Annotated in this window: 14 protein-coding genes; 8 read left to right on the plus strand and 6 right to left on the minus strand. The window is 41.8% G+C overall.

Annotation, left to right across the window (positions count from 1 at the left end; all coding sequences use genetic code 11):
• Positions 1–81: 81 nt before the first annotated feature.
• The gene (locus tag MHB66_RS03375; protein WP_046314093.1) at positions 82–846 is read right to left on the minus strand and encodes a MurR/RpiR family transcriptional regulator; all 765 of its coding nucleotides are present in this window, start codon (positions 844–846) and stop codon (positions 82–84) included.
• Between the two features lie 148 nt (positions 847–994).
• On the opposite strand from MHB66_RS03375, the gene MHB66_RS03380 reads away from it, so the two are divergent.
• Together MHB66_RS03380 and MHB66_RS03385 are read left to right on the plus strand one after the other, a co-directional pair.
• Entirely contained in the window at positions 995–2,584 is a 1,590-nt protein-coding gene (locus tag MHB66_RS03380; protein WP_046314091.1) for an alpha-glucoside-specific PTS transporter subunit IIBC, read from the plus strand.
• 17 nt (positions 2,585–2,601) lie between these two features.
• On the plus strand, positions 2,602–3,927 hold the full coding sequence (locus MHB66_RS03385; RefSeq protein WP_046314088.1) for a 6-phospho-alpha-glucosidase: 1,326 nt from the start codon (positions 2,602–2,604) through the stop codon (positions 3,925–3,927).
• 113 nt (positions 3,928–4,040) lie between these two features.
• On the opposite strand, the gene MHB66_RS03390 is transcribed toward MHB66_RS03385, so the two are convergent.
• Complete coding sequence (locus MHB66_RS03390) at positions 4,041–4,412, minus strand: hypothetical protein (RefSeq protein ID WP_046314086.1); 372 nt, start codon at positions 4,410–4,412, stop codon at positions 4,041–4,043.
• Positions 4,413–4,596: 184 nt separating this feature from the next.
• Between MHB66_RS03390 and MHB66_RS03395 the strand changes: the two genes are divergently transcribed.
• The gene (locus MHB66_RS03395; protein ID WP_034282786.1) at positions 4,597–5,034 is read left to right on the plus strand and encodes an Rrf2 family transcriptional regulator; all 438 of its coding nucleotides are present in this window, start codon (positions 4,597–4,599) and stop codon (positions 5,032–5,034) included.
• Positions 5,035–5,099: 65 nt separating this feature from the next.
• Positions 5,100–6,011: an NAD(P)/FAD-dependent oxidoreductase gene (locus MHB66_RS03400; protein ID WP_046314083.1), complete on the plus strand. Its 912-nt coding sequence runs from the start codon at positions 5,100–5,102 to the stop codon at positions 6,009–6,011.
• Positions 6,012–6,021: 10 nt separating this feature from the next.
• Here MHB66_RS03400 and MHB66_RS03405 read toward each other — a convergent pair whose 3' ends face one another.
• Positions 6,022–6,222, minus strand: coding sequence for a hypothetical protein (locus MHB66_RS03405; RefSeq protein ID WP_046314081.1), 201 nt, complete (start codon positions 6,220–6,222; stop codon positions 6,022–6,024).
• Positions 6,223–6,335: 113 nt separating this feature from the next.
• On the opposite strand from MHB66_RS03405, the gene MHB66_RS03410 reads away from it, so the two are divergent.
• Positions 6,336–6,983: a DUF3885 domain-containing protein gene (locus MHB66_RS03410; RefSeq protein WP_046314079.1), complete on the plus strand. Its 648-nt coding sequence runs from the start codon at positions 6,336–6,338 to the stop codon at positions 6,981–6,983.
• A 34-nt stretch (positions 6,984–7,017) separates the two neighbouring features.
• Here the strand turns inward: MHB66_RS03410 and MHB66_RS03415 are convergent, their stop codons facing one another.
• On the minus strand, positions 7,018–8,346 hold the full coding sequence (locus MHB66_RS03415) for a 6-phospho-beta-glucosidase (protein WP_024424565.1): 1,329 nt from the start codon (positions 8,344–8,346) through the stop codon (positions 7,018–7,020).
• A 197-nt stretch (positions 8,347–8,543) separates the two neighbouring features.
• On the opposite strand from MHB66_RS03415, the gene MHB66_RS03420 reads away from it, so the two are divergent.
• Positions 8,544–9,275, plus strand: a complete 732-nt coding sequence (locus MHB66_RS03420; protein ID WP_046314076.1) for a MurR/RpiR family transcriptional regulator — start codon at positions 8,544–8,546, stop codon at positions 9,273–9,275.
• Between the two features lie 17 nt (positions 9,276–9,292).
• On the opposite strand, the gene MHB66_RS03425 is transcribed toward MHB66_RS03420, so the two are convergent.
• Positions 9,293–10,492: an MFS transporter gene (locus tag MHB66_RS03425; RefSeq protein ID WP_046314073.1), complete on the minus strand. Its 1,200-nt coding sequence runs from the start codon at positions 10,490–10,492 to the stop codon at positions 9,293–9,295.
• 145 nt (positions 10,493–10,637) lie between these two features.
• Here MHB66_RS03425 and MHB66_RS03430 point away from each other — a divergent pair, with 145 nt between their 5' ends.
• The gene (locus MHB66_RS03430; RefSeq protein WP_034282772.1) at positions 10,638–11,117 is read left to right on the plus strand and encodes a YbaK/EbsC family protein; all 480 of its coding nucleotides are present in this window, start codon (positions 10,638–10,640) and stop codon (positions 11,115–11,117) included.
• A 34-nt stretch (positions 11,118–11,151) separates the two neighbouring features.
• Here MHB66_RS03430 and MHB66_RS03435 read toward each other — a convergent pair whose 3' ends face one another.
• Positions 11,152–12,060, minus strand: a complete 909-nt coding sequence (locus MHB66_RS03435) for a LysR family transcriptional regulator (RefSeq protein WP_046314071.1) — start codon at positions 12,058–12,060, stop codon at positions 11,152–11,154.
• Between the two features lie 102 nt (positions 12,061–12,162).
• Between MHB66_RS03435 and MHB66_RS03440 the strand changes: the two genes are divergently transcribed.
• Positions 12,163–13,365, plus strand: coding sequence for an MFS transporter (locus tag MHB66_RS03440; RefSeq protein ID WP_046314069.1), 1,203 nt, complete (start codon positions 12,163–12,165; stop codon positions 13,363–13,365).
• The last annotated feature ends 57 nt before the right edge of the window (positions 13,366–13,422 follow it).

Raw genomic sequence — 13,422 nt, forward strand, 5'->3', positions numbered from 1 at the left:
TATTTTTTGAGAGAGACAAAAGAGTCTCTCTTTTTTTGCGAAGCAATATGGATTCTCTCTCCAAAACTGTACCTGTTATGTTTAAGTCCTATTATTCAATTGGTTCACTTTCCACTCACTAAATTTTCTGACGATAATATCTGCCACAATGTAAAATGGCAGAAAGCTGGAGTTGTCCACTTTGTTATATAAGGGAAACGGGGTGCTGCTTACATAGATGTTAAACATGGCATTTTGTGCAAGGAGGTTATTCCTTAAAGTGGTCATGCTGATAAATTTGATATGTCTTGTTTTCACCAATTGAATGATTTCATCTAAATTCTTCGATTCACCTGATAAGGAAATGATAAATAAAAGGTCATCCTCACCAAATTCAATGATTCCATCTGTTAAGTCCCGCTTGCTTCGTAATACTTGAGATTTCTTATGCAGTGACCATAGCTGCCGCTGTACATCATTGGCCAAATCGAGCTGTGCTGTTCCTGTCCCATAAATATAAATATACGGTGCACGATCAATCAGTTGATTTAATTGATGAAAGTCCAGCTGCTCCATATATTTTCTAGTCTGCTGGATATCTTGATCGAGCAGCTTCATTAAATCTTGTGTTGTCTCTTCAGTGAAAGCATTTAATTTCACATAAGACTTTAAGTCGCTGTAGCCGTCGAACCCTATTTTCTTGGCAAGCCGATGGATGGATGAGATGGAAGTATGAGCATAACGAGCAAGGTCCTGAATTTTCATTGTCTTCATTTCTTCAAGATGATCATGGATCGTTTTAATAATGTGCAGGTCATTCTTATTTAAATCTTCGAAGTATTCATTTACCAGCTTGTCCAGTATCATGCGATGTGCCCTCCAACATGAAAATATTTTCTTCCTGTGAAAATATAATCTAATGTTACAACTTGATTTCTAAATACGTCAAACCTATTGGTTTTTGTAAGCGCTACCTTTACAGTGGTGTTATGGATCAAGCAAAGGGGTTATGCTTATGAATGCAATCAAGCGGTTTGGCAGTGCTATGGTAGTTCCTGTACTTTTATTCGCGTTTTTTGGTATTGTTGTCGGTCTCGCGACTTTATGTAAGAATCCAGCGATTATGGGGGAAATGGCTGCAGAAGGTACGATGTGGTACAAGGTTTGGTCACTGATTGAAAGCGGAGGATGGACGATTTTCAATCATATGGAGCTGGCCTTTGTGATTGGATTGCCCATCTCACTTGCAAAAAAAGCGCAAGCACGTGCGACGCTCGCAGCTTTGATGATTTATCTTGTATTTAACAATTATATTCATGCTATTTTGACACTTTGGCCGTCTGCTTTTGGCGTTGATTTATCGCAAGGTGCCGAGAACGTAGCGGGTGTAAAAGAAATTGCGGGTATACCTACGCTGGATACAAGTATCATTGGTGCGGTGATGATATCTGGAATCGTCATTTGGATCCATAATCGTTTTTATGATCAAAAGCTGCCTGAAATGCTTGGTATTTTCCAGGGGCTTGTATTTGTTGTCATCATCGGATTCTTTGTGATGATTCCTATTGCTTTTATCGTTGCTTTTGTATGGCCCTATGTTCAGCAGGGGATTCAATCTCTTCAAGGGTTTATGGCACAGTCTGGTTATATTGGTGTCTGGCTGTTTCATTTCTTGGAAAGGGTGTTAATTCCAACAGGACTTCACCATTTTATTTATACACCTTTTGAGTTTGGTCCAGCGGCTGTAAATGGGGGGTTAAAACCATATTGGATTGCTCACTTAAATGAATTTGCGTCCTCCACTTCCGATTTGAAGGATCTTTATCCATACGGATTTTTATTGCATGGGAATATTAAGATGTTCGGCTGTTTAGGGATAGCTTTAGCCATGTATTTTTCTACACCGAAAGAAAACAGAAAAAAGGTTTTGGCATTGGTATTACCGGCCACATTAACAGCCATATTTGCCGGAATTACAGAACCGCTTGAATTTACATTCCTATTTCTCGCGCCTTATTTATTTGTGATACATGCACTTCTTGGTGCGACCATGGTGACAATTATGAATATGTTTGGTGTTGTTGGAATGATGGGTTCCGGGCTTATTGAAATAGCTGCATTGAACTGGATTCCGCTCTCTTCAAATCATGGAGGGACTTATCTGATCCAAGCGATGATTGGACTTCTCTTTACAGCAGTGTATTTTGTCATCTTTAGATGGATGATTGTGAAATTTGATATTCCATTACCAGGACGAAAACACGAGGAGGAGACGAGGCTATATACAAAACAAGATTATGAGAATGCTCATAAAAAAGGTCATGACCGAAAGGAAGCGCCCGTTTATGCGTCTGAGTATGAAGAGAAAGCCGTTTATTTCTTAGAAGGCCTTGGCGGTAAAGAAAACATTAAAGATGTGACAAACTGTGCCACACGTCTGCGTATTACAGTGATTGACCCTAGCTTGGTGAAAGATAGGGACTACTTTACAAAAAATAAATGGGCACACGGCATGGCGAAAAGTGGTCAAAGCATTCAAATCATTGTTGGCTTAAGTGTACCGCAAGTAAGAGAGTCCTTTGAGACAAAACTTTCATTAGATTGAAAAAGGAGCTGGATATCATGAAAAAATTTAATATTACCATCGCTGGAGGCGGAAGTACATTTACACCGGGGATCATTTTGATGCTGTTAGACTATCTAGAGGAGTTCCCAATTCATACAATTAAACTCTATGATAATGATGAAGCTAGACAAAAGACGATTGCAGATGCATGTGAGATTATGTTAAAAGAACGAGCACCAGAAGTGCGATTACTGGCAAGCACGGACCCAGAAGAAGCCTTTACTCAAGTCGATTTTGTGATGGCACATATTCGTGTCGGCAAATATGCAATGCGTGAATTAGATGAGAAAATTCCATTGAAGCATGGAGTCGTCGGACAGGAAACATGCGGTCCAGGCGGAATAGCTTACGGGATGCGGTCCATTCCAGGTGTATTAGAACTTGTCGATTATATGGAAAAATACTCACCTGAAGCTTGGATGTTAAACTATTCGAACCCTGCAGCGATAGTAGCAGAGGCAACACGTAAGCTAAGGCCGAATGCCAAGATTTTAAACATATGTGATATGCCAATTGGCATCGAAGAATTAATTGCAAAAAATTTAGGCTTATCTTCGCGGAAAGAACTAGAAGTCGATTACTATGGTTTAAATCATTTTGGCTGGTGGACAGATATTCGAGATAAAGCTGGAAATAGCTTAATGCCTGAGGTGATTAAACATGTAAGCCAGCATGGTTATGCAACAGATGGAACATCTGAGCTAGAACAGCAGAAGAGCTGGAACAGCACATTAAAAAAGGCCAAAGATATTCAAGCGCTTGATCCAAAAACGGTACCGAATACGTATTTGAAATACTATCTATTTCCAGATGAAGAAGTGGCACATTCAAATATCGAGTTCACGCGTGCCAATGAAGTGATGGAGGGGCGGGAAGCTTTTGTTTTTAGTGAATGTCAGGCCATCATTGATAAAGGAACTGCAAAGGAAACAAAGCTGACCATTGATGAGCATGCTTCCTATATCGTTGATTTGGCACGAGCCATTGCTTTTAATAAAAAGGAACGGATGCTGATGATCGTAGAGAACAATGGCGCTATTAGGAACTTTGATCCAACAGCCATGGTTGAAATTCCTTGTATCGTTGGCAGCAGCGGTCCAGAAAAATTAGTAGTTGGAGAGATTCCTAGATTTCAAAAAAGTCTCATGGAGCAGCAAGTGGGCGTAGAAAAATTAGTAGTAGAAGCATTTGAAGAAGGATCCTATCAAAAACTATGGCAGGCCATCACATTATCGAAAACGGTGCCAAGTGCTAAAGTAGCAAAAGATATTTTAGACGACTTAATTGTGGCAAATCAAGCATTTTGGCCAGAGTTAACATAACACGAGAATAAGCAATATGGGCGTGACAGCGCTCATATTGCTTATTTGTTTTTTCAACCGATGTATTGTAATGGAGACAAAAAGCTCCCTTACCAAAAGGGGGCCGCCATTCCTTACTCTGCGCTCTCCTCAACCTCACGGCTATCCTCTGTTTCACCAATATAAATAGGGCCGTTTGCGTGGTCGATTCGGATTGGCCATTCGTATGGGATTTGAAGTCGTCTAGCAATGGCTCTCCAGAATTTTGTGGAATCCAATTCGAATTCTTGGAAGTCTTTTAATAAGTCTTTGTAAGACGAGCCATCAAATTGAATGAACATATCTTGAAGGCGCATGAACGCGACGTGTCTCACTTCAAGTGCTGCTGCGGCTTCCATTTCTTCTTCTGTTGCTTCTCCGATGATTGTACCTGCCGGCGGAAGCATATCGTATACGTTAAATTCCTCTTCTTCTTCGTGTGCTGCATTGTGCTGCTGATCTGACATTTTTCTTCACTCCTTCTCGTTCTCAATCAAAACTTTATTTCGTGCTTACTTCTATTATCGGAAGGAAATGTGAAATGTGGAATGAAAAGTGGAGCAGATTCACAACTCTTGCTTTTTTCTCTTGAATCATCTATGATCAATTACAGATATAAAAGGTCTATAATAGATGGAAAGGAGTTTCCTCATGAAATATTCTAAAGCAACCAACTATGCGCTGCATACGATGGTGTTTTTAACTCTTGCGCCAAAGGGTAAAGCGATTGGCGTTGAGCCTCTTGCTAAGATGCAAGACCTTTCACCAACCTATCTATCCAAAATTTTAACAAAGCTTGTGAAGGCGGGACTGATTGAATCAACACCTGGTGCAAAGGGAGGGTACACCCTTATTAAACGAAAGGAAGACATTTCTTTTTTAGATGTCATTCAGGCTGTAGAAGGGCAAACGAATTTATTTCGCTGCTCTTTAGAGCATGACTCCTTCATGCCTCATGATGGCTGTTTGATTGAACAAGTTATGCAGGATGTTGAAACGAAAATGCAGGAGACATTAAGTCAAAAACGGTTAATTGATATTGCGAACCAACTTGAGCAAACAGAAAAAAATCCATTTTTCAACGTGTGATTTTTTTGAACTGATTATAGATATTATTAGTCTTTAAAATCTTTAATAAAAAAGGAGAGATTGATATGTTATTAGATTGTGCCATTATCGGAGGCGGGCCAGCCGGATTAAGTGCAGCACTTGTTGTAGGAAGAGGCAGAAAGCAGGTCATTGTATTTGATGATGAGCTGCCAAGAAATCGAGTGACGCAGGAATCACATGGATTTATTACAAATGATGGAATGACACCGTTTGAAATCAGACAAGCGGGAGAGGCAGATCTTCAAAAATATCCTCATATCCAAATCAAACGAAGTCAAATTGTTGATATACAAAAGAAAGAGGAAAGCTTTACGTTACTAACACACGAGGGGGATGCATTCGAAGCGAAAAAAATCATTTTGGCAACTGGATTGCAGGATATACTGCCAGAGATCGAAGGAATTCATGATGTGTACGGAAAAACATTGTTTAGTTGTCCTTTCTGTGATGGATGGGAATTAAAGGAGAAAGCACTTGCCCTCATTGCAGAGAATCAGCGAGCCTTGCACATGGCTAAACTTCTTTCCAATTGGACAAAGGATTTGATCGTGTTTACGAATGGGCACATGTTAGCTGAAGAAGACAAGACGCTTCTGACGGCACATTCTATTCAAGTCATTGATGTGCCAATTGTGTCGATTGATCATGACAATGGGCAGCTGCGCACTCTCCAGCTTGCGAATGGGGAGATAGTGAATAGGGAAGGCGGTTTTGTCGCAAGTGAATTCAAGCAGTCAGCCCCATTTGCCGAAAAGCTTGGCTGTCAAATGACGAAGAATGCGGGTATTGAAACAGATATTCTTGGACGTACAACCGTCAGTGGTGTCTTTGCATGTGGTGATAATTTAGGCGGTCCTGCTCAGTTAGTTCTCGCAGCAGCAGCTGGAAGCCAGGCAGGAATGGGCGTCATTCATGAACTTGTGCAAGAAGAATTTCAAGAAAAAACATCTCTATGAAAAGAGATGTTCAGTGGTGAGCGATTTTCCGTTTTGCTAAGACGTGAGCTGTCCATTCAAAAAGTGCGTAGATGACAAAGAAGATCAGGATCCAGCTGCTGACATCGACCCATACATTGGTGATCTGAATGATGTTCGCTTGATCAAGTCCAGCCTGTATCCACATGGTGATCAGTGCTGTAAGGAACACTTGTAAAAACCATTTTTTCAATTGGCCACACCTCCATCTCTTTCTATCATATAAGAAATGACAGTTCATTTCCAATTGTTTCCCTATATGTTTCAACGGTAAAATGAAAAATAAAACGAGTGAAAGGAAAGCAAATGAGTGGTCAAACAAATATGTTTCTAAAAAGTCATTTTCCTCATCTTATCCTCACGCCGCCGCTTTTTTATGAGTGGCCTATCGGGCTTCGGTTTGAATTGGCAGATTGGTCATTAGGAAAAGAATCGATTGTATTAGAAAAAGCGGGGGATCGTGCTTTAGAGATTGTGAAATATGCTTTTGATCCAGAAGACGAGATGCTGCTTGTAACGGATGTGTATACAGAACATGAACATGAATTAACGAAGCGTCAGCTCTTGGTTTATCAAAAATATGTCAATCGGAAAATGCGTTACCGATTGCGTCATGAGCTTTTGACCTATGTACGTCCAGAAATAGAAGATTCACTGACAATAGAGAGATTTACACTCAAATGCCAGCTGCAAGACATTCGATTGCGTCCGCTTCTCCATGCGATCTGCCAGGAAGACTTCTATGCACCGAATCAAATCTTGAAGGGGAAGCATGGTTATGAAATTTTCCTAATGAATCTCTCGAAAAAAATGATTTTTCACTTATATGATGATCGAGGCTGTGATCTCATTGCGGCAGATCCAGAGCGTTTAAGACCAGTCTATGAAGGCTTACAGCACTGGCTATTAGACTATGATCGCCCTCAGATGGACCGCGTGTTTGCAGCGAAATAAGAAAAACCGCACTTTCGACAAGTGCGGCTTCTTTTTATGCTTCTACTTTATTGAAGAACTGCGGCAAATATTCTTTGTGTGCTTCTAGCATTTCATCTAGGATGCTTTTTGCAATGGCATCTGATGGGACAAGCGGGTTGATGGTCATTGCGACAAGAGCTGTGTTGTAATCGCCTGTCACGGCTGCTTCAGCAGCTACACGTTCAAAGGATTTAATTTGAGAAATGAGTCCTTTGACAGCGACTGGCATTTCACCAACAGCAATTGGTTTAGGACCGTCTTTTGTGATAACACAGTTGAGTTCAACCGCAGAATCATTTGGAATGTCACTAATAGCCCCATTATTAATGGTGTTTACAGGCTGAATGTCATGCTTGTCGTTATAAATGGATGCAATTAAGTTACAAGCCGCATCACTGTAGTAGGCACCGCCTCGTTTTTCAAGCTGTGGCGGTTTGATGTCGAGATCAGGGTCTTTGTAAAGCTCGAACAAATCATTTTCTAATGCGCGAACGACCTCAGCACGAGTTCCTTCATTTGCTGCTGCTTTCTTTTCCTCAGCCAGCATATCACTTGTTTTGTAGTAGTAGCGGTGATACGGACAAGGAATGACGCCAAGCCCTTTTAAGAAATCAGCATCCCACGGAATCGCTTGAATGTTGTTCATTGACATGCTGGAGTTTGGATCAGCCATGTCTTCAATGACTTGATCCATGATGCTTTTGCCGTCTAAGAATACATTGAGTCCAAAGACCATATGGTTTAATCCAGCAAAGCTGACTTCGACTCTGCTTGCGTCGACACCAAGCCCTTTGGCGATTCCCATGCGAATGCCGATCGGCACGTTACATAAACCAACGACTTTGCGATGGTTTGAATAACGAAGAACGGCTTCAGTAACCATACCAGCTGGATTTGTGAAATTCACAAGCCATGCATTCGGGCAAAGCTCTTCAATATCTTTGACAATATCAAGAATGACAGGAATGGTGCGAAGTCCTTTGAATAGACCTCCTGGACCATTTGTTTCTTGACCAATGACATCATATTTTAAAGGAATGCGTTCATCCTTCATACGTGCTTCAAGAAGTCCGACACGGAATTGTGTTGTGACAAAATCAGCATCTACAAGTGCTTTCCTGCGATCTAATGTTAAATGAACCTCGATTGGGAGCCCTGCTTTTTTGACCATGCGTTTTGCAAGATTTCCGACGATCTCAAGCTTTTCTTTTCCCGCTTCAATATCAACGAGCCAAAGTTCGCTAATCGGAAATTCATCGTATCGTTTAATAAATCCTTCTACAAGCTCTGGTGTATAGCTTGATCCTCCGCCAATTGTGACAACCTTTAATCCTTTTGCCATGCTCTGCACCTCCGAATAATGTAACGCGCAATGTTATAATAGAGAAAAGTCTTTTTTATTGTGTACATCAATAGCTTATCGTGAGAGCATCGCGTGCGTAAATGACTTCAGCGTCTTTAGGCAAGGGTGCCCTATTTAGAGATTTGTTACATAAAAGAAACACATTGTGACATGTTGTTGGAGAAAGGGGAAGTCAGATGTTTTCAAGTGAGGTCATTTCCAGCTTTAATGAACTAGAAAGCGCTTTATACCGATATATCATGGAAAACAGTGAAAAGGTCGTGTACATGAGAATTCGAGACCTTGCAAATGCTGCACATATATCCACCTCGTCTGTCCTTCGCTTTTGCCGAAAAGTAAATTGTGATGGCTTTTCAGAGTTTAAAGTGAAGCTCAAAATGTATTTAGAATCAGAGCAGACACCTTCTTTAAAAAGCACACAGCACTTTCTATATGAATTTATTGAACGAACATTAAAGGGAGACTTTGAGGGGAAAATTAAGGAGGCAGCGAAGCTCATTGCTGAGGCAAAAAATGTGCTGTTTATTGGGACTGGCAGTTCTGGCATTTTGGCGCAGTATGGGGCGAGGTACTTTTCAAGTCTTGAGAAATTTTCATTTTACATCAACGATCCGTTTTTCCCGATGAATATGCAGTATTTAGACAATAGTGTCACCATTGTGCTGTCTGTATCAGGGGAGAACAGTATTACGATTGATCATATTTCGAAGTTAAAAAGAGAAGGCAGCACAATCATTAGTATTACGAATAACCAGCACTGCACGATTTCGCGCATTTCAGATTTAAATATTGCCTACTACGTCACAGATGAACGGGTCCACAGAGCCAATATCACCACACAGACGCCAGTTGTGTATATTTTAGAAGCCATGGCCCGTGACATGTTTGCGATGTTAAAAGAAAAGTAAAAGAGCCGCTGCATACATCAGCTGCTCTCTTTTTTCTGCTTCATAAAAGCAAGGATGGCAATGCCGGAACAGACGAGCACAAACAGACCGCCTAGCAAATACACAGACCTCGCCCCGTATACATCTGCAATCAATCCAACAAAGAAAATAGACAAACCGACCGATACTGAAGAAAGGACGTAGTGAGCCGAATACACCTTTGATAAATCACGTACTGGCGTTTCCGTTTGAAGAATGGTTTGCTGCGAAACATCTCGGATTTGATAAGCAGGCCCCATCAAAATACAAAGCAGCAAAGCAAGCCACGGGAGGCTGTTCAGTGAATAGACAATGGTCAGCACTGCATAAATGAATGAACCAGCTGCCATAAAGAGGAGAAGCTGTTTTTGGATAAACTGACTCATCCATGCAGCTAAGAGCCCGCCTATGATGGCACCTGTATAATAAGCGGCATTGATAAATCCCCACCATTCCTCACCTTGCTTTAAATCATGGGTGACAAAAGCAAGCGTAATTGCTCCGATCCACACAGCACCCGCAATATTTTCACAAACATCCATAAATGTCAGGGTGCGCACCGTTTTATTTCTCCAAATGATCGTCCATCCATCTTTGAAGCTGTTCATCTTATTTGCCTTTCGAACCGTCTCTTCTTGCTTGAGAAGAGGAAAGACAGGGATGAATAATAGATAAGACAACACAATCATGACACAAGTGATCCACATTAAATAAAATGGCCCGATCCATAGGACGAGCATTCCAGTGAACGAATAGCCGGCGATTTGAATCATTTGATGTAAAATGGAGGCTGTACTGTTTGCTTTCACAAGCTGATTTGCTTTCACAAGCATCGGCATGATGGCCTGCATTAAAGGACTGATGAACCCGCCTGTGAGGGAAATCAAAATAAGCGCACTAAACAACCAGACCATGTGCTGCTGAAACAAATGAAATTGGGCTGTAAACACGATGAGCATCCCAAGACGTAAAAGCGGGACCCATTTTAATAGGCGGCCAGCTTGAAAGTAATCGGTTAAAACAGGAGAGAAGAGCCCAGCCAATAGCTGGCATATTGTTCTAATCAGCGGAAATACAGCCGCATAGGCAACAGATTGTGTATCTTGATAAATGACAAACGTGATCGTCATCACAAATAAAATATCACTCAGCATGAGAAGGCTTTTACTGCTTGTATAACACCAAAACTTGTTTCCCATATCAAACCGGCTCCTTTTCAAAAACAAGTTTAGTATAGCATGGTGATGAAGGGTCCATAGGCTTTCCATTGAAAAATACATCTTAAGGATGAGAAGATTGTGATAAGCTAAATGAAGGACATTGTAAGGAAAGGGGTTCAATCGATTGAAAAAATTACCGGCTCATGACTTTTTGGACAAACACGAGATCCCATATGAGATCAAAACATTTTCTGCCGAAACAGAGAAGGGAGCAGCAAATGTAGCGGCAGCTCTTGGTTTTCGTGAAAGACAAATGATTAAAACATTGATTTTTGAAACAGGAGAAGGAGAGCAGCTGCTTGTGATGGTTGGTGCTGACCAGCATATTAAGTCAGGGAAACTAAAGAAAGCCGCCGGCTCCCGTAATATTAAAATGGCTTCACCGGAGAAGGTTCTTGAAGTGACGGGCTATCGAATTGGCTCGATTCCGCCGTTTTGCTGGCAGCCAGAAGGATTCCGCACCATTATTGAGGCTTCGTTATTAGAAGAGGAGATATTAGGTGTTGGGGCAGGCGAATGGGGAAATGAAATCCTCATCACCCCAGAACAATTAGTGAAAGCCTCAAAAGCTGTACCGTTTGACATCGTGCAGCCAGCCGAATAGAAAAAAAGTGCCTGTTTCAGAAGCAGGCGCTTTTTTAATTGGCAGCAGGCGTAGTAAATGGACCGATACCTTTCATTTGCAGGAAGGCATCCACGGTTCTATTTTCTTCAAGATCATTCGCCCGTTTGCACACAACAACCGGTCTGACGATCTCAATGCCTTCAATGTACACGCGCCCAATTTCTTGCCGCTTGAGACTGCCATGAACCGCATCACGGGGAACAAGTGTGATGCCATATCCAGCTTTGATCATTTGAATCGCTTCATGAACACCGCTGAATTGTAAATCAACGGTTGGTTTTTTGATCCCTTTCGAGGTAAATAATGAAAAGAGCTTATCTCTTGTGGAACTGCCTTCTTCACGCATCAAAAAAGGCTCCTGACTCAGGCGCTCTAGCGGGACAGTTTTTCCGTTCAACGGATGGTCTGCCGGCACAATAAAATCATAGCTTAAATTCGTTAAATGAGAGGTGAGAATCTCCTCATGGTGCAGATCCTCGATCACAGCGATGGCCACATCTGATTCATATTGAAGCAGGCTCTCTAAAACTTGAGCGGAGTTTCCGCTTTTTAATTCAATTTCTGTCTGTGGTGAAGATGTTTTAAAGGCAGCAAGCCAATCTGGCAGTAAAAAGTTAAGTGGTACATAGGTAGAAGCGATGCGGAGCCGCCCCTTTTTTCCGTTTTGTAAAAGTGTGATCTGATATTCTACTTCTTTTTCAGCCTCGAACACTTGCCGGGCATAAGGGTATAGAATTTTCCCCATTTCCGTAAGTGTAATGCCTCTGCCATTTCGTTTAAAAAGACGGAAACCGATCTCATTTTCAATGCTTCTAAGCTGAGCCGTCACAGCAGGCTGTGTCAATGACAGTACGTCTGCTGTTTGTGTAACGCTTTTTGTCTCTGCGACCTTTGCAAAAATCCGAAGGGCATGTAAATTCAACTTTGCACCACCTATCAATTATTTTGATGGTTTAATCAAAAACATTCATTAGATTTATTATAAGGCATCGCTTATTGTAAAGATAGCGAAGGGGGAAGGGAAATGGATCATCGTCGAAAGCAAGTGGTGTCAATATCGCTTATCACAGCATTTGCACTGATTGGGGATTCAATGCTTTATATTGTTCTTCCGATTTATTGGAAAGAGATTGGTTTATCGTCTATTTGGGAGGTCGGGCTGCTGCTGTCCATTAACCGATTCATCCGCATCCCGCTAACGCCTGTCGTTTGGTGGCTCTATCGGTTTGTCCCAATGAAGACTGGTGTATTGATCGCTATTTTGATTGCTTCAGTGACCACGATGCTATATGGTGTGAGTGGTTTTTGGCTGCTGCTGATCTGCCGCTGCGCTTGGGGGCTGGCATGGACGTTATTGCGTATGAGTGGAATGAGATTAATTGCTGAGATGGAGGAAAGCTCTCAAGGGCATTATACGGGCATTTATAATGGACTTTACCGGCTTGGCAGTTTATTCGGCATGTTATTTGGCGGAATATTCGCCAGCCTGATGGGCTTCCAGTCCATGACGTTAGTTTTTGGTTTACTCACATTACTAGGGGTCATTTTTTATGTCTCTTTGGATGAGATTGAAAAGGGAGAAGAGGGGCAGGTGTATCAAGTCATCAAACAGAGGTGGCTTGCACGGGATGTTGTAAAAGTATTAATGACAGGTATGCTGATCGCACTTGTGATACAAGGGTTATTCGCATCAACACTCAGTCATGTCATTGAAGCAAGGATCGGTCATGGTGAATTTGCTCTGTTCGGCTTTGTTATCGGAGCTTCGGCTTTAAGCGGAATCATTCAAGCGCTCAGATGGGGATGGGAACCATTTGTCGCACCGAAAACAGGCAGATGGTTTGATCGTCTTGTGATGAAGGAACGAACGCTTTGCTGGATGTTTCTTTCATTTGGAGGTCTCAGTTTTCTAGCGGTCATGCTGAAGGTAAGCGGCTGGTTTCTTGTGATGCTGCTTTTGATCCAGCTCCTCTCAACAATCTTAACGACATTAACGGACACGCTTGCTTTTCAAAAAGCGTCTGCTCAAACAGATAAAAACCGCTTCCTCGCAAGCTATTCCTTTGTTCAAGATATGGGAGCGGCTTTAGGACCCTTGTGCGGGTATACGATGATTCAGTTTTTTGGATCAAGCAGCGTCTTTTGGCTGATGCTCATCATAAGCTTATTGCTTGTCAGCATGTGGGCAAGAGGCAGGGAGCTGCATGTTTCTTCTGATCCAGCGTAATAAATCAAGCGTTATACAAAAAACTGCCTCATGCGCTGAATGCAAGAGGCAGTCATG

Origin of the sequence: Bacillus sp. FSL L8-0167 (assembly GCF_038630295.1) — a bacterium.
In the GTDB taxonomy this organism is placed as follows: domain Bacteria; phylum Bacillota; class Bacilli; order Bacillales; family Bacillaceae; genus Bacillus; species Bacillus safensis.

What these genes read in the sequence shown, in the direction of transcription:
- MHB66_RS03415 (WP_024424565.1), bottom strand. Translation starts at nt 8,346, where the DNA reads ATGGCAAAAGGATTAAAGGTTGTCACAATTGGCGGAGGATCAAGCTAT.
- MHB66_RS03420 (WP_046314076.1), top strand. Translation starts at nt 8,544, where the DNA reads ATGTTTTCAAGTGAGGTCATTTCCAGCTTTAATGAACTAGAAAGCGCT.
- MHB66_RS03400 (WP_046314083.1), top strand. Translation starts at nt 5,100, where the DNA reads ATGTTATTAGATTGTGCCATTATCGGAGGCGGGCCAGCCGGATTAAGT.
- MHB66_RS03375 (WP_046314093.1), bottom strand. Translation starts at nt 846, where the DNA reads ATGATACTGGACAAGCTGGTAAATGAATACTTCGAAGATTTAAATAAG.
- MHB66_RS03440 (WP_046314069.1), top strand. Translation starts at nt 12,163, where the DNA reads ATGGATCATCGTCGAAAGCAAGTGGTGTCAATATCGCTTATCACAGCA.
- MHB66_RS03425 (WP_046314073.1), bottom strand. Translation starts at nt 10,492, where the DNA reads ATGGGAAACAAGTTTTGGTGTTATACAAGCAGTAAAAGCCTTCTCATG.
- MHB66_RS03380 (WP_046314091.1), top strand. Translation starts at nt 995, where the DNA reads ATGAATGCAATCAAGCGGTTTGGCAGTGCTATGGTAGTTCCTGTACTT.
- MHB66_RS03410 (WP_046314079.1), top strand. Translation starts at nt 6,336, where the DNA reads ATGAGTGGTCAAACAAATATGTTTCTAAAAAGTCATTTTCCTCATCTT.
- MHB66_RS03395 (WP_034282786.1), top strand. Translation starts at nt 4,597, where the DNA reads ATGAAATATTCTAAAGCAACCAACTATGCGCTGCATACGATGGTGTTT.
- MHB66_RS03390 (WP_046314086.1), bottom strand. Translation starts at nt 4,412, where the DNA reads ATGTCAGATCAGCAGCACAATGCAGCACACGAAGAAGAAGAGGAATTT.
- MHB66_RS03385 (WP_046314088.1), top strand. Translation starts at nt 2,602, where the DNA reads ATGAAAAAATTTAATATTACCATCGCTGGAGGCGGAAGTACATTTACA.